The organism is Neosynechococcus sphagnicola sy1, from assembly GCF_000775285.1.
GTDB classification, from domain to species: domain Bacteria; phylum Cyanobacteriota; class Cyanobacteriia; order Neosynechococcales; family Neosynechococcaceae; genus Neosynechococcus; species Neosynechococcus sphagnicola.
On sequence record NZ_JJML01000015.1, the window covers coordinates 14,145 to 37,835 of the forward strand.

Genomic DNA, 23,691 nt, shown 5'->3' on the forward strand with positions numbered 1-23,691 from the left:
TATTGACCGAGAACCGCTATAACACTGGCCTCTCAAAACATACTGGTCTAAGTCATTGACGCTCGAAAGCATGACTTCCCAGGCAATTTCTTGTCCCTGATTGTCTACGCTGCTACCACGACCTGGTATGAAGCTGATCATGATTCTGGACTGCTGTGAGCCAGCCCGAGGCATCCATTCCCATGTCTGATCAAGCGCTGTAATTACTCAGCAATTTCTCAGAGAATTTCAGGGAGCCTTACCAGTTCTATCATTGACAGTGCAGCTTGTTCTCAGATTAGGGATTTAATCTTCTAAATAACGACTTCTCGTTAATCTATTCAGGAGAGAACCCAATGAACCGAGTGATTTATGGTGGCTTGTCAGCACTTGTCCTCACTGCAACAACAGCAGTTCTGCCGCTGTTCACCCCTGCTGCTGACGCTCAAACGAACCCCATCAAAGCCTGCATCACTGAACTCATGTCGGTCAACAGTCCAATTGTGTCGGGTGGGCAGCGGGCTCAGATGACGGATCTGGCTGCGGCCACCATTTGCCAGAATGCGACTAAGCCAGGGTTCTCCGTGCAGAAAGCCAAGCAATGCATGAAGGAGCTCATGTATGTGCAGCGAGCTGATGGGGAAATCTTAGAACCTTCGGGCATCAGTGACATTGCTGCGGCCACGGCTTGTCGAGGTGCTGTATAGGGTCTCTCTGGCAATCTTCCACCCAGATCAAGTTCCTGTCGCTATCTCTACTCGGGGGGATAGCGCTTTCTGCTTTCTATCTATCTGCAATCTGAGGAGCAACTCGTGCCAGGATCTACCCCTGAGATTACAGGCAAGCCTCTGGAGATTGCAGCTCCATCATCAGCTCCAGAAGAATGCAGCAGGGAGAACTGGAACATCACCAGGGACGATAGCCAACGCTGAAGTAAAAGCCAGCGTCTTGAATGTTGTTGCCGCGATCGCGCAGATCGATTAAGGGAATGCCATAGTCGAGGCGCACATTAAACCGGGGAAATGGCTCCCATAGCAATCCCAGTCCCGCTCCAGCCACAAACGTTTGTTCTGGTAAAAGATTGGGGTTGTTTACCTGGTTCCAAACTGCTCCGGCGTCAAAAAATGGGGCAAGTTGAATCAGGGGTTTGCCAGCTTCATCCCGATAGATGGGCAGTCGTCCTTCTGCGGAAACTCGGAACCCATTGTCTCCCGATCGCACATTTTGGCGATAGCCGCGGATCGATTGCCCTCCCCCAATCACAAACTGTTGCTGGGGCAACAAGCTATTGGGGGTCAGTTGCAGATCCGCCGATAGAATCAGCAACCGATCCTTGCCAAAGAGTTGCACCCGCTGGGCTTGCCCTAACCAACTAATAAACTCCCCATCCGGGATCGGTGCTGGATTCTGGGTGGCATCAAAGAGTCCTGTCCCCACACTGACCTGCGATCGCAGCGCCCAAGCTCCGAGAGCATCCCGCCGCACGTAATCCTGCCCAAACTTGACAATACTGGTGGTACTCACCCCATCCGAACTCGGCCCAATCCCAAACGGTGTGGGTAAATTATCAAACAAAAAGGTTTGACCACTTTGGTAGGCGAACCCTAGGGAAAGGGCAAATTCCTGCCGGGTGGAGCGAATCAGCGGTTGCCGAAACCCAATTTCGTAGAGTGAATTGGTACCGCGAATGCCAAACTGCTTAAAGTTAGGGTCGGTGATCTGGTTGTCATAGGGGGCGGCCCGTAACAGCAGCGTACCATTCATGGCATTGACGGGGAGCGCATAGTCAAAATCATAGACATTGGCTCCGCCGGTGGTGGTGCGGTTGTAGGCAGCGGAAATCGTATCTCCCTGCCCGCTGAGGTTGCGATGCCCCATAATCACACCAAAGCGTTCTCCGCCAACGCTGGGAGGGGAATAGTTATCCGCAAAAAAAGAGGTGATGTAATGGTTCGCTTCTGCCACCTTCACCACCAAAATGCTACCTCCCAGTTCCTTCCCCGGTCGCAGGCTGGCCTCCACACTCTTAAATAACGGGTCGGCCTTCAAGAGCCGGAGTTGATCCTCTAAGTGACTGGTGTTGAGGGGAGTCTTAGCTCCTAGACGAATGCGACTACTGATGTAGTTACGACTGACCCGCTTGTTGCCCTGGACTTGGATTGACTCTAGGCGACCTTCAATCACCTGAATTTGTACCACCCCATTCACAATCGTCTGATCGACCAGAATCGCTCGGGAGGTGATGTAGCCCTTATTCAGATACAGCTGGGTAATTGCATCGGCAACCTGCTGTAGCTGCTCCAGGGTGACAGAGTGCCCTTGTAAAGGCTGAATAATTGGGTTCCAGTCGGCAGCGCCAAAAACCGTACTGCCCTTAACATCGATGGTGGTTACTGGGATCGGAACCGTAGGCTCGGTTGGTGCAGGAGTTGAACTGGGGGGCGTAAATAATGGGGGGGTGGGGGCTGGCAGCGGCGTCGGAGTCGGTGGGGGTTGTAAAAAGCGATCGAGATTGGGGTTTGGTCTCGGGGTCAAGTTGGGAGGGGCCGCCCTTTGGGCCACTTCAAACCCTGGAGAGCGTCCCGACCCTTCCGGGAACAATGCCTCAGACCCAGGATGAAGCCCTAGCTGCTGACAACTTATGAGACAAGGCGCTCCCCAACTAGCTGTAGCCAGAACCAGGACTCCCGGCATTGCACCGATACACCCAAAGGTAACAAACCTGACACCCATGACACACCACTCCGTAGCCTTGCTGCGGTCAACCTTGACTCCCATCTTCCGCAAAAATTTCCTCATTGACTCTCAAACAATTGATCCAATGATTCGTTTTACCGGCGGTTGACTCTGACATCATTTGACAACTTACCACGGATTTTTGATTCCCTAAATGCCGCTCCAGACGAGGTACAGTGAGTCTGGTTCCCCAAAGACAGTATTAAGAGGAGCCATCTTTCTGTCAAACCAGAGAGAGAATAACGCTAACCAGTCTTGGAGACTCTGGAGCTTATGCAGCCCATCCTGACCTTTAATGTCTCACCAACCTTGCCCTCTCGCCTCGAACCCCTGAGACGACTCTCCTATAACTTGCACTGGGACTGGAGCGTCGAGACGAAAGATTTATTTCGCCGTCTAGATCCAGACCTGTGGGATTCCAGTCGCCATAATCCAGTGTTGATGTTGGGAACTATCAGTCAAGAGCGGTTACGGGAGGTAGCTGGGGATGAAGGCTTTCTGGCTCAGATGGATCGGGTGGCACGGGAGTTAGATGATTACCTAGCGGAACGCATTGTGGACGAAGTCCACCGGGCTCCCAATTGGTTCCATAAGCAGCGGATCATGGTAGGAGCAGGCCACTTAAAAGATTGTTTTGCCTACTTCTCGGCTGAGTTTGGGTTAACGGATTCCCTGCCGATTTACTCCGGAGGCTTGGGGGTGTTAGCTGGGGATCACCTCAAGTCAGCCAGCGATTTAGGATTGCCCCTGGTTGGCGTGGGACTGCTCTACCAAAAGGGTTATTTTTCCCAGTATCTGAATGCGGATGGCTGGCAGCAGGAGCGTTACCCCACCAACGACTTCTATAATATGACCCTGCATCTAGAGCGCAACCCAGATGGCTCGGAATTGCGGATTGCCGTTGACTTTCCAGGACGGGCGATCTACGCACGGGTGTGGCGGGTGCAAGTGGGGGCGATTCCCCTCTATCTCCTTGATACGAACATTGAACCCAATAGCTCCTACGACCAAGACATCACAGATGAGTTATACGGGGGAGATATTGATATCCGCATTCACCAGGAAATTATGCTGGGGATTGGGGGGGTGAAAATGCTCCGGGCGTTAGGCCATAAAGTTACGGCCTTCCATATGAATGAGGGGCACTCGGCATTTTTGGCTCTAGAGCGGATGCGCCAGATGATTCAGGAAGATCACCTCACCTTTGCAGAAGCAAAGCAAGTGGCTCAGTCGAGCCAGATCTTTACCACCCATACCCCAGTGCCAGCAGGGATTGATCTCTTCCCGCCCGATAAGGTGATGTATTACCTGGGTTCCTATGCAGAGGTATTTGGCCTCTCACGAGAAGAATTTCTGGCTCTCGGACGGGAAAATACGGGTGATCTGACCGCACCCTTCAGCATGGCAATTCTGGCCATTAAAACCGCAAGCTTTGTCAATGGGGTGAGTCAGCTCCACGGCGAAGTGTCTCGCCACATGTTTCAAGGGCTGTGGCCGGAGTTACCCCTGAATGAGGTGCCTGTTACGTCCATTACTAACGGGGTGCATGCCCGTAGTTGTGTAGCCAAGTCAACCCAGGATCTCTACGATCGCTACCTGGGCCCTAGCTGGTCCGATGCCCCCGCCGATAATCCCATCTGGGATCGCGTCAAGTCGATTCCCGATGAGGAGTGGTGGCGTAATCATGAGCGCTGCCGTTCTGAATTGACGGTGTTTGTGCGCGAGCGGTTGCGCAAAAGCTTGCGGGAACGGGGTGCTTCGCCAACGGAGGCCGCCAAAGCCCAGGATGTACTCGACCCCTCCGTGCTGACGATTGGCTTTGCCCGTCGCTTTGCGACCTATAAACGGGCGACGCTGTTTCTGCGGGATCTGGATCGGATCAAGCGAATTTTGCTGGATCTACATCGAGATCGGCTCAAGGGTAGCCATCTCGACCCTCGCAAACATGCGGTGCAGTTTGTAATTGCTGGCAAAGCCCATCCCAAAGATATTCCTGGGAAAGAACTGATCCGCGATATTGTTCACTTTATCCGTGATGAGGGCATGCAGCACAATATTGTGTTCATTCCCGACTATGACATCTATGTATCTCGACTGATGGTGGCGGGCTGTGATGTCTGGTTAAATACCCCCCGTCGCCCCAGAGAAGCGTCGGGAACCAGCGGCATGAAAGCAGCCATGAATGGACTGCCGAATCTCAGTGTGCTGGATGGGTGGTGGGATGAGGCGGATTACGTGCGCACCGGTTGGCCCATTGGTCACGGTGAAGACTACGATGATCCAAACTATCAGGATGATGTAGAAGCTAATGCCCTCTACGATTTACTGGAAAAAGAAATCGTGCCGCTGTTCTACGATCGCGACAATGAGGGATTGCCGCGGGGATGGATTGCTAAGATGAAGGAGGCGGTGCGCCTGAACTGTCCATTGTTTAATACCGCTCGGATGGTGCGGGAATATGCAACGCGGAGTTATTTCCCGGCCAGCGATCGCTACTACCAGATGACCGCCGATACCTATACCCCTGCCAAAGCTCTGGCACAGTGGAAAGCCCGACTCTTCGAGCACTGGTATGACATTAAGATCCAAAACATTGACATCTCTACAGGGTCTATGGCTGCTGGAAGCATTCCGGCGGATGTGCAGGTCAACCAAGACATTGCCGTCAAAACCTGGATTAACCTCGGTGCCCTGAGTGCAGCAGATGTGCAAGTAGAACTTTACCAGGGCCCGGTGAATACCAATGGGGAGATTGTGGATGGCATGCCAGTGTCCATGGAGTTTCAGGGCGTGGACGACCAAAATAGTAGTATCTACACGGTTGATATCACCTATACCAACAGTGGTCTCCAAGGACTGTCCTTGCGGGTGCTACCCAAGCATTCAGGGTTAAGCAGTCCCCATGAGGTCGGTCTGGTACTCTGGGCACATCCATAAGATCCCGATCTGGTGGGCGGCGATCGCTGAACTATCCTGGGCGATCGCCGTCGATCAACGTGGAATCGTTGCAACCATTTTTGTCACCAGTGGGTCAGCCTTCTTAGAGGATGTTTTAAAAGTCTTTCAGGGTGTGTTTCACCACCCTAGCTACCTAGAAGCTAATACGAGAGAATCAGGGTTCCAGGGTTTGCGATCGCGCCTCTGAGTTGTATTTGAGGCTAAAGCCTACCCTTTTAAAACATCCTCTTAGATCTGGAGTTTTGATTTGCACTAAAATTGAGTAGGAAACCATCCTCATTACAGCGACCTACTAAAGTGAAGATCTCTATCGGCAGTTTCCGTCTGCGCTGTCCTTCACTGCACCAGATGCTCTGCCTTACGAGCTTGGGTGCAGTGTTCGGCTTCCTGGCTTCCCCAGTACTGGCTCAGAATCAGACAGGCTCTTCCCAAACAGTTCAAGATTTTATTACTAAAGATACGACTGATCCGTTCTCGGCATCAGGCGGGGCAGGGGTTACTCCCGGACTGTTTGATATCGTCCACCGCGCCATGCAGGGAGGCCCCTCCCAAGAGGAATTTACCACCGGACAGGCAGAAAGCTTGGATGCAGCCACAGCTGATTTTCGAACCAGACAGCAACAGCTGCTGAAAAATCAACAACAAACCCCTCCAGGAGCCGCCGCTACTACGCCTTGAAACGGTAGTGGTTGTTGGTAGTGGTTGTTATAGAGGCTGCAAATATACCCTTCCTAAGGGCAAGCAACATGGCTCAATAAGCGCCATTATTTTTTGGGAAGATCACGACACTGAAGGTTTTCAGAATCAGCCCCAGATCCAACCAAAGATTGCGGAAGTATACATAGTGCAGATCCATCTGAATGCGGCGGTGATAAGGAATATCATTACGCCCCGATACCTGCCAGATACAGGTGATGCCGGGACGGATGGTGAGAATTTTATCAATGTGTTTCCCATAACGCGGTAACTCCTCAGGTACCAGCGGTCGGGGACCGACCACACTCATATCGCCCTTCAGCACATTCCAGAATTGGGGAAACTCATCCAAGCTAGTGACCCGCAAGAATTTGCCAATCCAGGTAATACGGGGATCATCTTTCAGCTTGAAGTTATCTTCAAATTCCTGGCGCAGGTGGGGAGAGGTCTCCATAATATCCATCAGCAGTGCATCAGCATTCACCACCATGGTTCTGAATTTGAGGCAGCCAAACACCCGATGATTTTTACCCACGCGCTGCTGTCTATAAAAAACTGGCCCCGGAGAACTCAGGGCAATCAGCAGGGCAATCAGCAAGTAAATCGGTGACAGTAGGATTAAGACGCTAAGGGAAAAAGCAATGTCAAAGGTGCGTTTGGCTACGTCGTACCCTTCCCGCGTGAAGCTCAAAGAACGGCCTTGCGAACCTTCTCTTCGCGCCCGTGGGTTGCTGCCACGCTTTCCAAACGCTCGGATTACCTTGCCGGAAATCAGACGGCTGTCGGCAGTCATTGTACTCCTTCAATTCACACCACACACACCTAAATAATAGAGCCAGAATCCAGTTCTCCAAACAATTGGATTCAAGGTTCCTGACATCCAACAGAATACAAACTTTTAGCGTTGCTGCCTAGCACTAAATTTTCCATAGCAGCTGTCCAGATAGGCAAGATAACTTCGGGCAAACACCGAGGTACTAAATCGGGCAGCCTGCTGCTGTAGGATTTCTGGCTGAAAGCAGTGGTGTTGAGACTCAAACCATTGAACCGCCTCGATCAGATCTGGCTCGGTTTGGGTGGGGAAGAACACCCCTGTTCCGGTGGTCGGTGCTTGTCGAACATCCCGCACGGTTTCAAGCACCCCTCCGGCGCCATAGGCGATTACGGGAGTTCCGCAGGCTTGGGCTTCGACCGGAGCAATGCCAAAGTCTTCGCAGGCTGCATAGACAAAAGCCCTGGCACTGGCCATATACTGCTCCACCACTGCATCGGGTTGGGCACCCAAAATTTGCACGTTGGGGCGAGCCAGTTGCTGAATCCGTTTCAGTTCCGGGCCGCTACCAATCACCACCAATGGATAGCCCAGGTGGTTAAAAGCCCGGACAATCAAGTCGAGTTTTTTTGTAACTGACGAGGCGAGAGACCGTAAGATAAAAATCTTGCTTTTCTACCTGGAACGAAAACCGGTCTAGGTTGACAGGCGGATAAATCACCTTGGCAGGACGGCGGTAGGCACGCCAAATTCGCCGAGCTGTGTGGTGGGAGTTGGCAATGAAGTAGTCGACGCGATTGGCTGAAATCACATCCCATTGCCGCAGGCGATGCAGGATGTAGCGGGTCAGTCCCCCCGGTAGTCCCCGTCCTAGGCGACTGGCTTGCAGGTAATCGAAGGTTAGATCCCAGGCATAGCGCATAGGGGTGTGACAATAGCACAGGTGCATCTGGTGGGGTGCGGTTAACACTCCCTTAGCAACGGTGTGGGACGACGAAAGAATCACATCGTAGTGGCGGACATCCAGTTGCTCAATAGCTAGGGGCAAGAGAGGCAAATATTTCTGCACCCCTTGGGCAGCCCAAGGTAGCTGTTGGAGAAAGGTCGTGCCAATGGGACGTTGATAAAGATAACTTTGGGGATTGGTGGATTCGAAATCGATCAGGGCATAGAGATGGGCATTAATGTGGCGCAGAATTTCGCGCACCACTAGTTCAGAGCCACCCGTTGCCTGAGGGGTCAACCATTCATGAATCAAGGCGTATTGCAAGGCCACGGGAAGTTCACTGACTAGGAATTCAGTGTGGAAGTCAACTCAATCAAAATAGGGAGTTCCCGTCCCAAACGCAAGGTGCCAGCAAGGGATGCTAGGAAAGCCAGGGTTTTCGAGCACTCTTGGGCATGGGCAGATCCAGGGTGGTATGAAAGTCTTCTTGCACTTTGTAGGTGAGGCGACGGGACACCTGACGCACAATGTTCTTCAGCAGGCGATCGCCCGTGTTTTGAATCAGAGTTTGAGGCAGACGGTAAATAAATCGGGGAAATTGCACCCCCACGGTCAGATCCAAGTGCCATTCTACGCGGGTGACACCCTCGGGCAACGAGTCGGCAAGCATTTCAGAGAGTTCAGGAACTGGGGACGGGGAATCGATAGGAACTTCCACGAGGTGCATCGCTGCTTGAAAGTCCACCGTGTAGCCCAGGGAGTGGTAATCGGGCACGGGAACGGTGACAATGCGATAAATGCCCTGCTCTTGGGGTAATAGATTCAGGCCAATTTTGGGCTCCAGATCATAGCCGAGGGCACCAAAGCGGCCAATCACAAGGGCGTAGGCATGGGGACCTAGGGGTTCCACCCGCATCGGATGGGCACAACGGTGAAACCAACCTTGGTGAGCGTCCAGATAGTTGGCAACCGTGGCCGCATCCGCATTCATCTCCATGCAGTCCGTGAACTGACTGTGGTATTGCACTGGGTCAAGATCGCCAGGCAGGGAGTGATCTGCCTCTGGGGAATCGGGAGCCACACTGAAGGAAGCTGGGGAGGCTGCCAAGGAATCAGGGTTAAATGAGGGTGCCACGCCGCTTTGCCTCGGGGGATAGTGATGTGTTTACTACTCTAATCTGGAAATTTCTGCTGAGAACCATTGCCTGAACTTGCTTAGTCTAATGGCGGCGGCGATGACGATGCGGTGGGCGACTCCTCTTCTGATGTCAGGATAGTGGGCGGACGATCGCTGCTCCAAGCCCACCAGGCACAACCACAGCGACATTGGTAAAACTCCTGCCATTTACGTGAATGATCTTCCCCATAGACGGGCGATCGCCGATTGATCCAGACCCGTTGAGCTTCTTGACAGCCCGTTTGGCAAGCAGGACAGCAGAACCCCCAGGCATGAACTGCCTGATGGCTCCAATCAGGGGGAACAGGACTGAACGCATCCATGCACAAGCCTTCCTGCTATGGTTTGGTAGGGTGTTATCTTTCAGCAAGATACCCTAAAACCTCTGGAATTGCCTCCTGCCGCCTATGGAGCCTACACCTGAAATTCGCCGATTAATGGATGTCATGCCCGCTTCCGGTCGCATGCACACGAAGATTGTCAGTAAATCGGAACAACCCTGGGTCATTGCGGCTCCCTTCCCCCTACCCTGGAAGCCAGAGCGGACGGTTTTGATTAATTTTGATCTCTGGCGGCGGTTGCCCCGCCCCCAACGAGATTTAGTGATCTTGCGGACGGTGAGTTGGTTGGGGGCAATCCGCTGGTTCCAACCAGGATTATTTCAAGGTCTGGCCGTGGTGGGGTTGATGGGGGGCGTGGCCGAAGCTCTGCAGGGAGATGCCCTGGGATTGGTGATGGCCACAGGGCTGACAACCATTGCGGGGTTACAGATCTGGCGCAGTAGTCGTAGTTGTGCCCTGGAACTCGAGGCCGATGCCGTGGCTCTGCGGGTCGCTCAACGGCGCAGCTACACCGAGGCCGAGGCCGCCGCCCACTTACTGGCTGAGATCGCGGCAGTGGCTCAAATTGAGGGGCGGTCGGCTCTGAATTTCACGGAATTGATTCGTTGCCAAAATCTCCGGGCGATCGCGGGGCTGTCTCCGGTTGAGGTGCCGGAAACCATTAGGCGGGAGTAAATCCTCCCCATGGTCCAACGACGGGGGTGAAAGCGTTTTCACGTAACCCTTCGCCTAGGATGAGGGAGGGTTTAATAGGAAATGAGGGAGACGGGAATGTCCGCGATCGCTACTGAAATCATCTTTGTTCTGGTCTTGATTGTTGCCAATGGCATCTTTTCAGGTTCAGAGATTGCGGTGATTTCTGCTCGTAAAGTTCGTTTAGAGCAGTTAGTCAATCGCGGCAACCGGAAGGCGCGGGTGGCCCTGAAGTTAGCGAATGCTCCCAATGATTTTCTCTCAACGGTTCAAATTGGGATCACCTTGATTGGAGTTCTCAGCGGTGCAGTTGCCGGCGCAACCATTGCGGAACGGTTGGCGGTGGTTTTGGAGGGGTTTCCAATTCTAAAACCCTATCGTCAAGGTATCAGTGTCGGGATTGTGGTCAGCGTCATTACCTATCTTTCCTTGGTGATTGGGGAGTTAGTCCCGAAACGGATCGCCTTAAATCATCCCGAGCAAATTGCCTGCTCCGTTGCCAAACCCATGCAGATGCTCTCTCGTCTAGCGGCTCCCCTGGTTTATTTGCTCAGTGCCTCCACCGATCTGCTGCTGAAGTTGCTCGGAATCCAGGCTTCAGAGGAGCTAGCCGTCACGGAGGAAGAAATCAAGGTGATGATTCGCCAAGGCGCGGAGTCAGGGATGTTTGAGGAATCTGAGCATGAAATGGTGGAACGGGTGTTGCGATTGGGCGATCGCTCGATCAAATCCCTGATGACCCCCCGCACGGAAATTGTCTGGCTGGATATCGAGTCGCCCCTGGCAGAAAGCCTACAGGAAGTAGTGGAGAGCGCCTATTCGCGGTTCCCCGTCGGCCGTGGCAATTTGGATGAATGTGTTGGCATCATCCGGGGAAGTAGCCTCTTAGCCGCTCGCTTATCCAGCCCCGACATCGAAATCGAATCCCTGATCCAGCCGCCCCTGTATATTGCCGAAAGTACTCGCGCCCTCAAAGTCCTGGAACAATTTAAGCAAACCGGTGTTCACACGGCGCTGGTGACGGACGAGTATGGCGGGATTGAGGGTTTAGTGACTCTCAATGACTTGATGGAGGCGATCGTGGGAGATTTGCCTTCCGCAGAGGCGCAAGAGGAACCCATGGTTGTGCAACGGGAGGACGGCTCCTGGTTGCTGGATGGCTTACTGGCGATCGATGAATTTAGAGACATTTTCAGCGATGAATCTTTTCCGGATGCTCAGGACGAGTATCACACCCTGGGTGGTTTTGTAATGCACACCCTGATGCGGATTCCCCATGCAGGGGAGCAGTTTGAGTGGGGGGGATTAGAGTTTGAAGTCATGGATATGGATGGCACCCGGGTGGATAAGGTGCTTGTCATCCCCAAGGACACGTCAGCAGAGGCTGCAAACATCAGCGACAAAGAGTAACCGCGTCGTCAAAGCAGCAACAAAACCCATGCCATGGGTTGCACTCATGACCCGTTATGGGTCGAGGACTTCACAGCCGTGACCCGCCAACTCAACTTGAGATTGACCCAAAAATTCCACAGGGTGACCACGGCGATCGCGATCAAATTCGCCAGCAGGTAGTGAAGCTGCAACTGATTAAACAACAGGTTCAGGAGCAGCACATTTAAAACCAACCCCACGAGGCAGACTGCATTGAACTTCAAGAACCGCCGGAACCGCGCTACCCCACCCCGTTGTTGTTGGGCAACATCTGCAAAGGTCCAGGCATCATTCCAGAAAAAATTATTGATGATCGCCACCTCCGCAGCCAGAATCTTGCTGCGGGTTAACCCCAAGCCTAAGGTACTGGCATCGTGCAGGAGGTAGAGCACCACCATATCCACCACCACCCCACTCAACCCCACAAGGCCAAAGCGGAGAAACTGTTTCAGGGGAATGAGTTCCCGGAATCGGCCCCCGCGCCCGTGGGTTAACCGCAGCCGCAGCAGGTGATGGAGATAGTCAAGATACTGTCGCCCGGTAACCTTGCTTTCGCCCTCGCGCCGTTCTAGAAACACATAACCCACCTCAGCAATTTCTTGAATCTGGCCGCGACCCAAGACTTCAATCAAAATCTTGTATCCCGTGGGTTGGAGTTCCCGCTCGGCGATCGCGGCACGGCTGACCAGAAAATATCCACTCATGGGATCGGAGACCCGGCCAACCACCCCCGGCAGCAGCAGTAACCCCACCACCTGCGCCCCCCGGGATAAAAGGCGTCGCAAGAGACTCCAGCGGCTGACCCCCCCCCGTTTGACATGGCGACTGGCGATCGCCAGATCTGCCCCCCGCTCCATGGCCGCCAACAGTTGCAGCAACACCTCCGGGGGGTGTTGGAGATCCCCATCCATCACCCCCAAGATCTCACCCTGTGCCGCCTGCCAACCGCGCACGACGGCGGTGGAGAGTCCCCGCTCCTGTTGGCGACGCATCACCCGCAGCTGAGGGAAGGCCACTAAAAGAGTCTGAGCCACTTCCCAGGTGCGATCGGGGCTGTCATCATCCACAATAATCAGCTCATACTCCCCCGGCAGCACTGGGTCTAATAACTGACTCAGATGAGCCACCATGGCCTCAATATTCTGACGTTCGTTGTAGGTGGGAATAATCAGTGAAAACCTAATAGGGAGGGGACTCGGCGCCTCCAAAGGAGAGACTTGCAGCACTCCAGAGGGTGCCGATAATAACAAGGAGGGGGGAATGGTACTCATGACGTTGAGTGTACCGTCTGTCGGCTGACCCTGTTCCCTGCTGTGGCTGCAACTTGGTGCTGATTGGAATTTTGACGTTGATACAGTGGCACAACCGCCCCTTGACCCATCACTTTTTTGCCTCTACGATTGGTCTGGTCATTCACAAATTTCAATATTTTAAAGAGTGGCACCAACTTAAGGAGGAGGAGTATGAACCGTCGTTTGATTAGCAGCCTCATGTTAGGCAGCAGTGTTTTAGGGTTGTTTGCAGCCAGCGCCTTGTTGCTAGCTTCTGCAGCAGATGCTTCTACTGCTCAGCGCAATGCTGGATATCGGCAATGTATGGCGCAGTTTGGACGTAACAACGGTCTAGGCCGCAATAGCAACATGGACAGATTGATCGTGTGTGAAAACCAAGTTGATAAGCGCTACGGTCCCTAACGGGTTGTTCGAGGGGCTGGTATCGGCATGACCCGCTCGTCAGTTCGCACCTCCGCACCTAAAGTGTTAACAGGTCAACCGTTCTGGCCCCTATATTTAAGTCCCTGCTGACTCCAGGGAGGTTCAATTCTGGAGATTAACAGGTTCAAGCTACCTTACAGAAGTGTTCCCATCACTTGCAGTCTAAGCTTTGCAATTCGACGCCGCAGTCACTTCTGATCATGTTTCTTCTGCCTCCTCCCTACCAACCGCTTGTGGGGATGAAACGGTAATTTCTGGGAAACTTACAGCATCGGATCGCTCCCTCACTTCTGCGCCGGATGCATCTTCTGATTATGATCTGGCTGCTTATCACTTCGAGCTCCCTGCTGAGCGCATTGCCCAAAACCCTGTCACCCCCAGAGATGAGTCTCGTCTCCTGGTTGTTGAGTCTACACAGCGGCACCGTCACTGCATTTTTCGCGATTTGCCGCAGTTACTTCGACCAGGCGATTTGCTAGTTTTGAACGACACCCGCGTAATTCCGGCTCGCCTCTATGGGCACAAGGTGGGGGGAACCATGGTAGAGGTGTTGTTGTTAGAACCGCGATCGCCGGACTGTTGGCTCGCCCTAGTAAAACCGGGCAAGCGCCTTCCCCCAGGTACCTTGATTAAATTTACGGCTGCCCATGATCCTGGCCTACATCTACAGGCAACGGTTCTGGAGCGAGATGCCGCAACGGGAGGGCGTATCCTACAGTTTCAGTTGCAGTCAGGTAATGATTCACTGGCAGCAGCACTGGCAGCGGTGGGACAAGTGCCGCTGCCACCCTACATCACAGCCTCCCAGGCAGATCCGGAGCAATATCAGACCGTCTATGCCCAGCGTCCGGGTGCAGTTGCAGCCCCGACTGCAGGGCTTCACTTTACCCCGGAACTTTTGTCCCAATTGACCCACCAGGGCATTGAACAAACCTGCCTGACTTTGCATGTTGGGGTGGGCACCTTCCGTCCGGTCAACACCGAGGATATCCGTAACCACACCCTCCATGGGGAGTGGGTCGAAGTGCCTGCCCCCACCGTGGAGAAAATTCAGCAGACCCAAGCTCGGGGCGATCGCGTGATTGCAGTGGGGACAACGGTTGCCCGGGCCTTAGAAGCGGCAGCGCAAGTTAATGGGCTGCAACCCTTCTGCGGCAAAACCAATCTCTATATCTATCCCGGTTACCAGTGGCAGGTGGTGGATGGCCTGATTACCAACTTCCACCTCCCTGGCTCCAGTTTGCTGATGCTGGTGAGTGCGCTGATCGGTCGGCAGCGGTTGCTCGATCTCTATCAAGGAGCCATTGACCAGAATTATCGGTTCTATTCCTTTGGGGATGCCATGTTAGTGTTGCCAGAAGCTCGCTGGGAGTCCGGACACCCATGACCTATTCCCAAGAGGAGTCCAGAGATGATGCCTGCTTCGTCTCTCCGCCGATAGTTACCCAAGTGACGGACTTCTGCCAGCAGCTAACCAACCACCTTTCCCCCACAGCCCTGCCCCAAGTCTCCCCCGCTGCCTTGGCTTATTTAGGAGATACGGTCTACGAGCTCTACATTCGCACTGCTTATTTACTGCCGCCCAAACGCCTACATCAATATCATCAAGCCGTGGTTTCCCAGGTCAGAGCTGAAGCCCAAGCGCTCCACCTTCAGGCGTTGCAGCCTTACCTCACCCCTCCAGAACTCGATATTCTCCGACGAGGACGCAATGCTGCCTCTGGGGGGCCGCGTCGTCTCGACCCAGAATTGTACCAACAGGCCACCAGTCTAGAGACTCTGCTGGGATACTTGTATTTGCATGATCCACAACGATTGCTGGCGCTCTTGCAACACCTCCCATTGGCTGACGCAACAGCAGATCTATCTGGCAAGATGACTTAAAATTGCCGGAGTGGATCGTCGAAAAACCTGGAGTTATTTCAAGCTGCCCTCCCCTCTAGTCCCGATTTATAGAACCTTGCCATGAGCTATCTTGAATCTGCGGTTCAGTTTTATCATCAGGTTGCCGAAACCCCACAATTTGGATTGTGCTGTGTTCAGAGTTCACCCCTCCACCTGCCCGGACTCCACATTCCCCCCCCAGATGCAGGAAATGAACTATGGCTGTGGTACGACGGTGCACCCAGCCGAATTGAGTCAGGAACCAACCGTTCTCTATGTTGGTATTGGGGGCGGTTTGGAAGCCCTGCAATTCGCCTACTTTGCTCGACGCGCTGGCGGGGTAATTGCCGTCGATCCGGTTCCCGCCATGCGGATGGCCGCTGCGAGGAATCTGGAGATAGCGGGACAACTGAACAGCTGGTTCGATCCGAGCTTTGTGGAAATCCAAGCAGGGAATGCCTTGAGCTTACCCGTTGCCGATGCTGCGGTAGACGTGGTGGCGCAAAATTGTTTGTTCAATATCTTTGAACCCGATGACCTTTCTCAAGCCTTGCAAGAAGCATTTCGGGTGCTCAAACCAGGGGGACGCTTATTAATGAGTGACCCCATTGCCACGGCCCCGATTCCCCCCCATCTCCAGCAAGATGACCGCCTCCGCGCCATGTGTCTCTCGGGTGCCCTGCCCTACGAAACCTATGTGGAGAAAATTGTCCACGCAGGGTTTGGTCAGGTTGAAATCCGCGCCCGTCGCCCCTATCGGCTACTCGACACCCAGACCTATGATCTCCCAGTTCCCCTGTTATTAGAAAGTCTAGACTCCGTTGCCTTCAAGGTGCCAGTTCCTCCCGATGGGGCGTGTATTTTCACGGGTAAAACTGCGATCTATACCGGATCGGAATCAATGCTTGATGATCAGGCCGGGCACATTCTCCAACGGGGTATCCCCGCTTCTATCTGTGATAAAACGGCTGCTAAATTTGCTAGAGACAACCCTGATGACATCCTGATTACCGCTTCTACTTGGCACTATAGCGGCGGTGGCTGTTGTTGAGGAGGTTTGTCTCATGGAGGCGAAATCCCAAGATTTGATGACTACAGGATTTGATGACTACGGGAATAGTGATGACCTATTACAAACCTGAACATCTGGCGGATTTTGGTGATATTAGGGATGGGAACCCAGAACTTGCAGATAAGTTTTTTGCCTACTACCAAGCTGTGTTTGCCCAGGGGGCATTATCGAGTCGGGAGAAAGCGCTGATTGCCCTCGCGGTTTCCCATGCTATCCAGTGTCCTTACTGTATTGATGCCTATAGTCAGGAATCCTTGAAGCAGGGAGCGGATCTGGAACAAATGACAGAAGCGGTGCATGTTGCGACGGCAATTCGCGGCGGTGCAACGTTAATTCACGGGCTGCAAATGCGCGATCGCGTACAACAGTTAGCCATGTAGTTAGTTATTTGCGATCACTGACAGTTGAGTTTTGTCAACGTACTGCTGAATCGGCAAAAACAGAATACTATGGTGAGAATCGTTACAGCCGCTTCAGTAGGACATTAGGGTGCAGAGATGAATTACGAAATTCTCCACGCAATTCGCGGTCGTATTCGGTTGCGTATTCCCCGGTTAACCGACGATCTAGCTTATGCTCATCAGCTGCAAGATTTTGTTAAATCCCACGCTGATATCCTCAGTGGGAGTATAAATCCAGCCGCCAAGTCGATCACGATTGATTACAAACCGGAGACACTGACCGGGGACGCGATCGCCCAATCGCTAGTTGCTTATCTGCATCCAGTTTCTGTGCCAGCGTCAAAATCAGCTCCTGTTGCCGTCACTCCCGTAGCGCCGCCAGCTCCTGAAATCCCCCATCCGTCTTGTCCCACCGATGATACACCCAAGGTTGCCCAACGTTTAGAGCCTCAGGAGCCCGCAAGTGCGACCCCAGTCTTGGAACCACCTGCTGAATTATTAGATGCCAGCGAGGATTTAGACTCCACTGTTTCAGAGGAAGAGCAGGAAGCAGACAATCCTGCTACCCCTAGCCCTACGTTTCACCAGGGTGAACTCGTCAATGACTTAGACTTAGCCGCACCGGATGAGGAGGAGCCAGATGATAAGGAGTCAGATGAGGAGGAGGAGCCAGATGAGGAAGAGGAACCAGGCTCTGCTGCTACCGCTAGCTCTCAGCTGCGCCAGAGTGAACTGGCCCAACGCTTGGGTTTAAAAACCCAGACAATCACCGCACGTAAACTCAAGCCGGACTTTGAAAGTTGGAGTCAAGCCCGAGACCCCGAGGGAGTTGCCTGGAGCTACGACCAGGAAACGGGCGGCTTTCGAGCTGCTGCTGAGTTCACTGCTTCTGAAACGACCCTAGCGGATGACGCCAGCGCTCCTATTCCCCGACCTGCTAGACGTCGGACTATCGGGCGATCGCGGCGAAAATCATAGCTCCGACCTCAAAGGCTTCGGATAGAATTTGACAAAATTCCCTGAAGTTGGCACAATAGAGATTGCGCGAAAATACGAACCGCAGGGGACTGTAGTTCAATTGGTTAGAGCACCGCCCTGTCACGGCGGAAGTTGCGGGTTCGAGCCCCGTCAGTCCCGTTCAAATAGAAGTGCTGTCTGGTGAAAAATTGACGGCTACTTGATATAGATGACGGCTACTTGATATAGATATAGTTACCTAGAGACTTTCTCAGCGAGTTCCCACCAAGTCAAGTCTGGGAGAGTTAGACCTTGAGGCAAAGGAGTAGGAATCCTACTTTTTAATGAAAGCGGGTAACGCGATTCGAACGCGCGACATTCACCTTGGCAAGGTGACGCTCTACCACTGAGCTATACCCGCAAACTAGAGTAAATATTAGCTTCGCAGAATCCTTCTAACCTGTCAACTCCTAATAATGCTCAAGACCGAGGAGCAGAACCAAGTAAATTAGAATTTGCTTAGGCTTCGGGTAGTCTGGTTTCAGCGGTGGCATCACTCGCAAGGGTACTTGGTAAGGAATGGAACACCCCCTGAGCGGGATTCACAGCATAGCCAGCCGCAGAACCCCCCTTGAGCTGCCGCATTAAACTTGCCATTTCCAAGGCATTCATCGCGTAGTCCCACCCCTTGTTACTCTTGATGCCTGCCCGCTCAAGCGCCTGCTGCAAGGTGTCGGCTGTGATAATTCCAAACACAACAGGAACGCCTGTTTGAAATCCCGCCGCCGCAATCCCTTTAGCAACCTCAGCAGCTACATAGTCAAAGTGGGGCGTTTGCCCTCGGATGACCGCACCCAAGCAAATAATGGCATCGTAGCGATGGGTAATGGCGAGGTGTCGCGCCACAATCGGAACTTCAAAACTACCGGGTACCCAGGCATAGTCTACCTGCCGACCTTCAGGGTCAACATCAATCCCATGCCGTTTGAGGCAGTCTTGGCAAGCTGCCAGTAGCTTACCCGTAATCTGGTCGTTGAACCGACCAATGACGATCGCCAGTCGTAGTTCCTGAGTATGACTGAAGGTTCCTTCAAAAACTGCCATGACTGCCCTAATAAATTCTGGGAGATGACGTGAACTGGCGATCGCTGGCAAGTGCTGTTAAATCGCCATACTGCCCAGTTGTAACCTGCAAGGGTCAGAATGACCGATGGCAACTAGACGACTGAAAAGTTGAGCACCCCAACCAAGACCACTAGGGCGACCCAAATTCCAGAACCGAGAAACAGCAGCAGTTTGGACTGACTCCAGTTTTGGGGGGAGGCATAGGCCACAGGGACACCAACCACCATGACAAAAGACAATAAAACTAGAGCCGTCAGTGCTAGCTGAAACAAGATTGATAACATGTGCTTCTCCCAATTGCGCAATAAATAGCAGTATGAGCTGGGTTGTGACAACCACACTGGTTTGTATATCACCCTGAAACCACTCTATGGGAATTTGATCCCGCATACAAGAGTTTGTCTAGGATGCCAATGCCTTGAGGTCAAGCCTTTTAACCATACCCACCGGATCCCCCCGATTCTCTAGCGATCTTTGAGGGATACTCCCCCCTGAAGCCCTGCTGATCACAGCCACAGGCAAAACTAATCCCATATAGATCTCCATAAGTATTGCTTTTTGTAACAAATTTGTTATATTAGTTTACATAAGGCAGCAACCAGGAGATACAGTCATGTACACCACCGATAACGAAGGCGTTCTCAATAACTACGCCACTGAAGTCCCCATTTACTTCGCTGAATATCCCACCCCTGAGCAGCAACGCAACTATGCTTTCCAGGGTGCAGTGGCGGTTTTGCTCGTAACGTTTACTCTACTGACGGCTTTCTCGGTCAGCTAATTCATGGGGGTGAGTCCCCATGCCCATGAACCCAGTGTTTAAAGTCTAGTTTTGATTCTCCTTTTCTGCTCTGGCCACGAGGTCAGAGCTTTTACGTTGATCGATAAAAACAACCTCAGCCAGACAAACGTGTGGCGCATCCTGAGCTGTGAGATCGCAATGATCTGAATTTGGGCATAATACTGAGAAGCTCTATAAAATCTTGGGTTCCACCACGATCCATGACTGATCAAGATGCAGGGGATTCGCGTGCTCAGACGGGTGCTCACAAACCCCATCGGATGTTGGGTGTAATTTTGCACGAAGCTGGACTGATTTCACCCCCTCAGATAGAAGTTGCACTTCGCGAACAAGCCCAACTCAAACATCTGCAACTGGGGGAAATTCTGTCGTTACATGGGTGGCTGAAGCAGGAAACGGCGGACTTCTTTGCTGAGCGGTGGGGGCAACTTCTCAATCAGGATAGCGATCGCCCCCTAGGCTTCTATCTCAAAGAAGCCGCACTGCTCACCGAAGCCCAAATTCAAGAACTGCTGAAGGAGCAATGGCAAACCCGAGCCAGGTTTGGGTCGCTGGCAGTTCTCAAAGGGTGGATCAAAGAGCCAACGCTAAAGTTCTTCATCGCTAATTTACGTCCTCAGCATTTGACCCACAGTAACTATATCCAGGTTCAACAGAGTGAGGGACATATAGACACTCCAAAGCCGCCGATCACTCAAGAAGTGCTAGATTCTGACGACTTATCATTTTTCCAGGATGATACACTCATTATTGATGATTTTAAGTGGATTGATTAAGCCACAGCAGTTGCTGTGCAAGCCATTGAAGCCACTGTACGATCATTGAAGTCACTTTACGATCAAGGAAACTTGAAAGACCAGTGTCCTTTAACGGTTAATGGTTATAATCCAGGTGCCGATGTAGCGCAAAAGGGGCACATCTCCGGGGGTTTGGATCTGGCAATTGAAATAATACATGCCGACATTACTCGGGTTACGCACGTTCGAGAGGATAATCTCTACACTGCTACTGGCGGGGATTGGCTCTTTCAGGGCAATCAGAATCAGCCGATTTTCTCGATCCCAGTTGACTTCTTGGATGGGAATTTTCTTGAGAACTTTCCGGCCTGAGGTCAAGGCGATTTCCACTGCCTTGGGATCAATCTCCCCCTTATAGTAATCGGGATAAGAGATGGCAATTTGGGCGATCGCCAGCTTCACTCTCTTGGCCGGGAGTCTCAGCCGATAACGATCCCAGATGCCTGATTTGCCACCATAGTCTAACTGAAAAGGCAATTGATTCTCGGATTTCACCCCACTAAAGAGGGTAAACCCTGACGATTGCTGTGCCCAAGTTGTCGTCGAAAATCCTGCCACCAAACAACCCGTGAGTGCTAGGGCAGAAAGGAAACGGGGCAGGATTGCTTTGGGAAAAGGCATAGTTAGGGGTTCCAAGCAGTAGTGAGTAAAATCTTGATCCAGGTCTACGGCCGTGTGCAGGAAGGTAATCGCCGCGACATTCTTTTATCGAACAAATCCAGTTACTAATATTAACAGATGACTCTCCGATGCCATTACTGGTTCCAGGGAGGCATCTTGCCTGGAATGCACCTTTTCTTTAGCCCCCATGATCCCTGCCACACAGCTGTCTACCCTGACGCAAACGCAACTGGAAAGTTGGGTTGCCCGCGCCCAAACCCATACCTCGCAAGGAACCCTTCCCACCTATATTCCTCGTCTGGCGGAGGCAGATCCCGATGTCATAGCCGTACAAATCCAGACGGACGAGGGCATGGTGTGGACTGCGGGTGAGATCAGTCAGCGGTTTACCCTGATGAGTGTGATCAAACCCTTTGTGCTGCTGTTCTTGCTGGAACAGTTGGGCGAAACCGTTGTCCTGCAACAGGTGGGCACCAAACCGTCGGATCATCCGTTTCACTCCCTAGTGCAGCTCCAAGCCGATCAGGGGTGGCCCCGTAACCCGATGATCAATAGTGGGGCGATCGCCCTGGTGTCGCTGTTACCAGGAATCGATGCGACCAGCCGCTGCGATCGCCTGCGTCAATGGCTGAATCGTCAGGCCGGGTGCAACCTCCAGGTGGACGGGGCAATGCTGGCTTCGGTGGCATCGATGGAAAATTTGCAAAATCAAGCCCTTGCGAATTACCTGCAACTGTCCGAGCGCATCCCTTCAGCGGAGGAAGCCTTAGAAGCCTACAATTGGGTGTGCTGTTTAGCCGGTACTGTGGCGGATCTAGCTCAGTTGGGCCTGTTGTTGGCAGGGGCTGCCGGAAATATCCTGCCGCGATCGCGACGGGCAGTGAACGCCCTGATGCTGAGTTGTGGGCTATATCAGACCTCTGATGTCTTCGCCATGCAAGTGGGGTTACCCACCAAATCGGGGGTGAGTGGGTCGTTGCTGTCCATTGTTCCAGGGGCAGGGGCGATCGCCTGCTACAGTCCTGCCCTGAATCCAGAAGGTCACTCCCTTGCCGGATTGTGGCTGGTGGAGCAATTGTCCCAAGCATTGAATCTAGGGATTTTTGGTTGATGACTAATTTTTTCACGACCTATGGGTTTCTCATCGTCTCCATGCTCCTGGGAGCCATGCTAGGACTCTCCCTCTATTTACCCTTAATGGCGGGGCAGCTATCCTTAGCCAGTCCTGGGTTTTATGCCGTGGGGGGCTATATTGCGGCAATTCTCTCCACCCAGGTGTTCCACTTTACGGGGGAACTGTTCCCCGTGCCCTTACTGCTGCTGGAAATGCTGATCGCAGGGCTGGTCTGTGGGGTTTTGGGGGTACTGGTGGGGGTGCCCGCCCTGCGGTTGCGGGGGATTTATCTGGCGATCGCTACGATTGCCTTTGTTGAGATCCTGAGGATTCTCTCCCTCAACCTCGATATTACTGGGGGCGCTGTGGGCATCTTTGGCATTCCCCAACCCTTTACCAGTCCCCTGGAGTATCTCTGGGTGGTGGGGCCAATGCTACTGGTGAGTATGCTGTTTCTCTACCGTCTAGAGCGGATTCGAGTGGGGCGATCGCTGGTTGCCCTTCGGGAAGATGAACTAGCGGCAAGTGCCATGGGCATCAATCCTACCCATTTCAAGGTTCTGGCCTTTACCCTGGGAGCCATTTTAGCGGGGATGGTGGGAGCGGTTAGTGCCCATTTCTTGAATACCTGGAATGCCCGTCAGGGCACCTTTGACTCCAGCATTGTCTATTTGACCTTTGTGTTGATTGGTGGCTCTCGAACCTTTATGGGGCCAGTCTTAGGGGGAATGGTCTTTACCGCCCTCCCGGAAATTCTCCGGGCGATCGCCGACACCCCCCAGTTACCGATGTGGCTAGCCACCTTTTTGCGGGAGGGGCGGATGATGATCTTTGGGGTGCTGATTGTCCTGGGCACCGTCTTCTTCCCCCAGGGCTTAATTGCACCTAGACGATTCCAGTTTCGGCGTCGCCCCCATCCTGCGGCCCAGCCTAAGGACTAAGAGTTTTTGCTAAATTGGATAGGCTCTTAGGGCTGCTGATGCTCTCTCCCACCCAGAATTTTTTGTATTCAACATGATCTATCCGGTTACTCCCAAGTTGCGCCTCGTGTTGACACTGGTTGGTAGTTTAGTGACCCTCGGAGTGGATTTTCCCGCAGCCCATGCCCAAGGTCGTTTATACACGCCCATCCCGATTACCGTGAATCAAGCAGTCACCGATACCCTCTCGGAGCAGGATATTCCCACGGGGCAGGGAGGATTCGCGCGGGACTATGCGGTCAGCCTCCAATCGGGAGACCAGGTGGCGATCGACCTGACTTCACAGAATTTCGATACGATCGTCACCTTACTGTCTGCGGATGGAGCCACGGTGGCGGAGAACGATGATGGCCCCGATGGGAGTACGAATTCACTATTATTCTCAAGGATTACAAAATCCGGTAACTATGTGATTCGCGTCCGCGCCTTTGGTGAAACCGCCGTTGGGCCGTTTGTGCTCAAGGTGACTCGCCTGAAGCCAGTTTAAGGAGAGG

General features: G+C 52.9%; 24 protein-coding genes, 2 tRNA genes and 2 pseudogenes. 18 read left to right on the forward strand and 10 right to left on the reverse strand.

Annotated elements, in window-relative coordinates:
- Positions 1-335: 335 nt before the first annotated feature.
- Complete coding sequence (locus DO97_RS06625; RefSeq protein ID WP_036531955.1) at positions 336-686, forward strand: hypothetical protein; 351 nt, start codon at positions 336-338, stop codon at positions 684-686.
- Between the two features lie 199 nt (positions 687-885).
- Here the strand turns inward: DO97_RS06625 and DO97_RS06630 are convergent, their stop codons facing one another.
- Positions 886-2,757: a ShlB/FhaC/HecB family hemolysin secretion/activation protein gene (locus tag DO97_RS06630; protein WP_204368515.1), complete on the reverse strand. Its 1,872-nt coding sequence runs from the start codon at positions 2,755-2,757 to the stop codon at positions 886-888.
- Between the two features lie 231 nt (positions 2,758-2,988).
- Here DO97_RS06630 and glgP point away from each other — a divergent pair, with 231 nt between their 5' ends.
- From glgP to DO97_RS06645, 3 genes are all read left to right on the forward strand, one after another.
- Positions 2,989-5,652 carry an alpha-glucan family phosphorylase gene (gene glgP, locus DO97_RS06635; RefSeq protein ID WP_036531957.1) on the forward strand — a complete coding sequence of 888 codons (2,664 nt, stop codon included), beginning with the start codon at positions 2,989-2,991 and terminating at the stop codon, positions 5,650-5,652.
- Positions 5,618-5,860, forward strand: coding sequence for a hypothetical protein (locus tag DO97_RS06640; protein ID WP_036531959.1), 243 nt, complete (start codon positions 5,618-5,620; stop codon positions 5,858-5,860). The genes glgP and DO97_RS06640 overlap by 35 nt, the downstream gene beginning before the upstream one ends.
- A gap of 110 nt (positions 5,861-5,970) precedes the next feature.
- Positions 5,971-6,351 (forward strand): hypothetical protein, encoded by a 381-nt coding sequence (locus DO97_RS06645; protein ID WP_036531961.1) that lies wholly within the window; start codon positions 5,971-5,973, stop codon positions 6,349-6,351.
- A gap of 73 nt (positions 6,352-6,424) precedes the next feature.
- Here the strand turns inward: DO97_RS06645 and DO97_RS06650 are convergent, their stop codons facing one another.
- The 4 genes and pseudogenes from DO97_RS06650 to DO97_RS06665 form a co-directional block, all read right to left on the reverse strand.
- Entirely contained in the window at positions 6,425-7,162 is a 738-nt protein-coding gene (locus tag DO97_RS06650) for an undecaprenyl-phosphate galactose phosphotransferase family protein (protein WP_036531962.1), read from the reverse strand.
- 105 nt (positions 7,163-7,267) lie between these two features.
- A pseudogene (locus tag DO97_RS30865) lies at positions 7,268-8,411 on the reverse strand (glycosyltransferase).
- Between the two features lie 97 nt (positions 8,412-8,508).
- Positions 8,509-9,222, reverse strand: coding sequence for a DUF1997 domain-containing protein (locus tag DO97_RS06660; protein ID WP_036531964.1), 714 nt, complete (start codon positions 9,220-9,222; stop codon positions 8,509-8,511).
- A gap of 80 nt (positions 9,223-9,302) precedes the next feature.
- Positions 9,303-9,587, reverse strand: coding sequence for a hypothetical protein (locus DO97_RS06665; protein ID WP_072016384.1), 285 nt, complete (start codon positions 9,585-9,587; stop codon positions 9,303-9,305).
- An 84-nt stretch (positions 9,588-9,671) separates the two neighbouring features.
- Between DO97_RS06665 and DO97_RS06670 the strand changes: the two genes are divergently transcribed.
- Both DO97_RS06670 and DO97_RS06675 read left to right on the forward strand, forming a co-directional pair.
- Positions 9,672-10,280 (forward strand): DUF3318 domain-containing protein, encoded by a 609-nt coding sequence (locus tag DO97_RS06670; protein ID WP_036531968.1) that lies wholly within the window; start codon positions 9,672-9,674, stop codon positions 10,278-10,280.
- Between the two features lie 96 nt (positions 10,281-10,376).
- Positions 10,377-11,708 carry a hemolysin family protein gene (locus DO97_RS06675; protein WP_036531972.1) on the forward strand — a complete coding sequence of 444 codons (1,332 nt, stop codon included), beginning with the start codon at positions 10,377-10,379 and terminating at the stop codon, positions 11,706-11,708.
- A gap of 44 nt (positions 11,709-11,752) precedes the next feature.
- On the opposite strand, the gene DO97_RS06680 is transcribed toward DO97_RS06675, so the two are convergent.
- The gene (locus DO97_RS06680) at positions 11,753-13,000 is read right to left on the reverse strand and encodes a glycosyltransferase (RefSeq protein ID WP_036531974.1); all 1,248 of its coding nucleotides are present in this window, start codon (positions 12,998-13,000) and stop codon (positions 11,753-11,755) included.
- A gap of 192 nt (positions 13,001-13,192) precedes the next feature.
- On the opposite strand from DO97_RS06680, the gene DO97_RS06690 reads away from it, so the two are divergent.
- From DO97_RS06690 to DO97_RS06720, 7 genes and pseudogenes are all read left to right on the forward strand, one after another.
- Positions 13,193-13,423, forward strand: coding sequence for a hypothetical protein (locus DO97_RS06690; RefSeq protein WP_156120472.1), 231 nt, complete (start codon positions 13,193-13,195; stop codon positions 13,421-13,423).
- A 271-nt stretch (positions 13,424-13,694) separates the two neighbouring features.
- A complete protein-coding gene (gene queA / locus DO97_RS06695; protein ID WP_036532102.1) occupies positions 13,695-14,831 on the forward strand; it encodes a tRNA preQ1(34) S-adenosylmethionine ribosyltransferase-isomerase QueA in 1,137 nt (378 codons plus the stop codon).
- A complete protein-coding gene (locus tag DO97_RS06700) occupies positions 14,828-15,328 on the forward strand; it encodes a Mini-ribonuclease 3 (protein ID WP_052128470.1) in 501 nt (166 codons plus the stop codon). The genes queA and DO97_RS06700 overlap by 4 nt, the downstream gene beginning before the upstream one ends.
- Before the next feature lie 81 nt (positions 15,329-15,409).
- Positions 15,410-16,379, forward strand: a pseudogene (gene arsM, locus DO97_RS06705) (arsenosugar biosynthesis arsenite methyltransferase ArsM).
- A 53-nt stretch (positions 16,380-16,432) separates the two neighbouring features.
- On the forward strand, positions 16,433-16,780 hold the full coding sequence (locus DO97_RS06710; RefSeq protein ID WP_193365061.1) for an arsenosugar biosynthesis-associated peroxidase-like protein: 348 nt from the start codon (positions 16,433-16,435) through the stop codon (positions 16,778-16,780).
- A 117-nt stretch (positions 16,781-16,897) separates the two neighbouring features.
- Positions 16,898-17,779 carry a hypothetical protein gene (locus DO97_RS06715; protein ID WP_036531979.1) on the forward strand — a complete coding sequence of 294 codons (882 nt, stop codon included), beginning with the start codon at positions 16,898-16,900 and terminating at the stop codon, positions 17,777-17,779.
- Between the two features lie 85 nt (positions 17,780-17,864).
- A tRNA-Asp gene (locus tag DO97_RS06720) sits at positions 17,865-17,938 on the forward strand.
- A 169-nt stretch (positions 17,939-18,107) separates the two neighbouring features.
- Here DO97_RS06720 and DO97_RS06725 read toward each other — a convergent pair.
- From DO97_RS06725 to psbZ, 3 genes are all read right to left on the reverse strand, one after another.
- Positions 18,108-18,179: transfer RNA gene (locus DO97_RS06725), tRNA-Gly, on the reverse strand.
- 98 nt (positions 18,180-18,277) lie between these two features.
- Positions 18,278-18,862 (reverse strand): 6,7-dimethyl-8-ribityllumazine synthase, encoded by a 585-nt coding sequence (gene ribH, locus DO97_RS06730; protein WP_036531980.1) that lies wholly within the window; start codon positions 18,860-18,862, stop codon positions 18,278-18,280.
- Positions 18,863-18,975: 113 nt separating this feature from the next.
- Positions 18,976-19,167, reverse strand: coding sequence for a photosystem II reaction center protein PsbZ (gene psbZ, locus DO97_RS06735; protein WP_036531983.1), 192 nt, complete (start codon positions 19,165-19,167; stop codon positions 18,976-18,978).
- Between the two features lie 329 nt (positions 19,168-19,496).
- On the opposite strand from psbZ, the gene psb34 reads away from it, so the two are divergent.
- The gene (gene psb34 / locus DO97_RS23770) at positions 19,497-19,664 is read left to right on the forward strand and encodes a photosystem II assembly protein Psb34 (RefSeq protein WP_036531985.1); all 168 of its coding nucleotides are present in this window, start codon (positions 19,497-19,499) and stop codon (positions 19,662-19,664) included.
- 221 nt (positions 19,665-19,885) lie between these two features.
- A complete protein-coding gene (locus tag DO97_RS06745) occupies positions 19,886-20,461 on the forward strand; it encodes a hypothetical protein (protein WP_052128471.1) in 576 nt (191 codons plus the stop codon).
- A gap of 90 nt (positions 20,462-20,551) precedes the next feature.
- Here the strand turns inward: DO97_RS06745 and DO97_RS06750 are convergent, their stop codons facing one another.
- The gene (locus DO97_RS06750; RefSeq protein WP_036532108.1) at positions 20,552-21,082 is read right to left on the reverse strand and encodes a DUF2808 domain-containing protein; all 531 of its coding nucleotides are present in this window, start codon (positions 21,080-21,082) and stop codon (positions 20,552-20,554) included.
- 208 nt (positions 21,083-21,290) lie between these two features.
- Here DO97_RS06750 and DO97_RS06755 point away from each other — a divergent pair, with 208 nt between their 5' ends.
- From DO97_RS06755 to DO97_RS06765, 3 genes are all read left to right on the forward strand, one after another.
- Positions 21,291-22,214 carry a glutaminase gene (locus tag DO97_RS06755; RefSeq protein ID WP_036531987.1) on the forward strand — a complete coding sequence of 308 codons (924 nt, stop codon included), beginning with the start codon at positions 21,291-21,293 and terminating at the stop codon, positions 22,212-22,214.
- Complete coding sequence (locus DO97_RS06760; protein WP_036531989.1) at positions 22,214-23,158, forward strand: branched-chain amino acid ABC transporter permease; 945 nt, start codon at positions 22,214-22,216, stop codon at positions 23,156-23,158. The genes DO97_RS06755 and DO97_RS06760 overlap by 1 nt, the downstream gene beginning before the upstream one ends.
- Before the next feature lie 73 nt (positions 23,159-23,231).
- The gene (locus DO97_RS06765) at positions 23,232-23,684 is read left to right on the forward strand and encodes a PPC domain-containing protein (RefSeq protein WP_036531990.1); all 453 of its coding nucleotides are present in this window, start codon (positions 23,232-23,234) and stop codon (positions 23,682-23,684) included.
- Positions 23,685-23,691 lie beyond the last annotated feature (7 nt).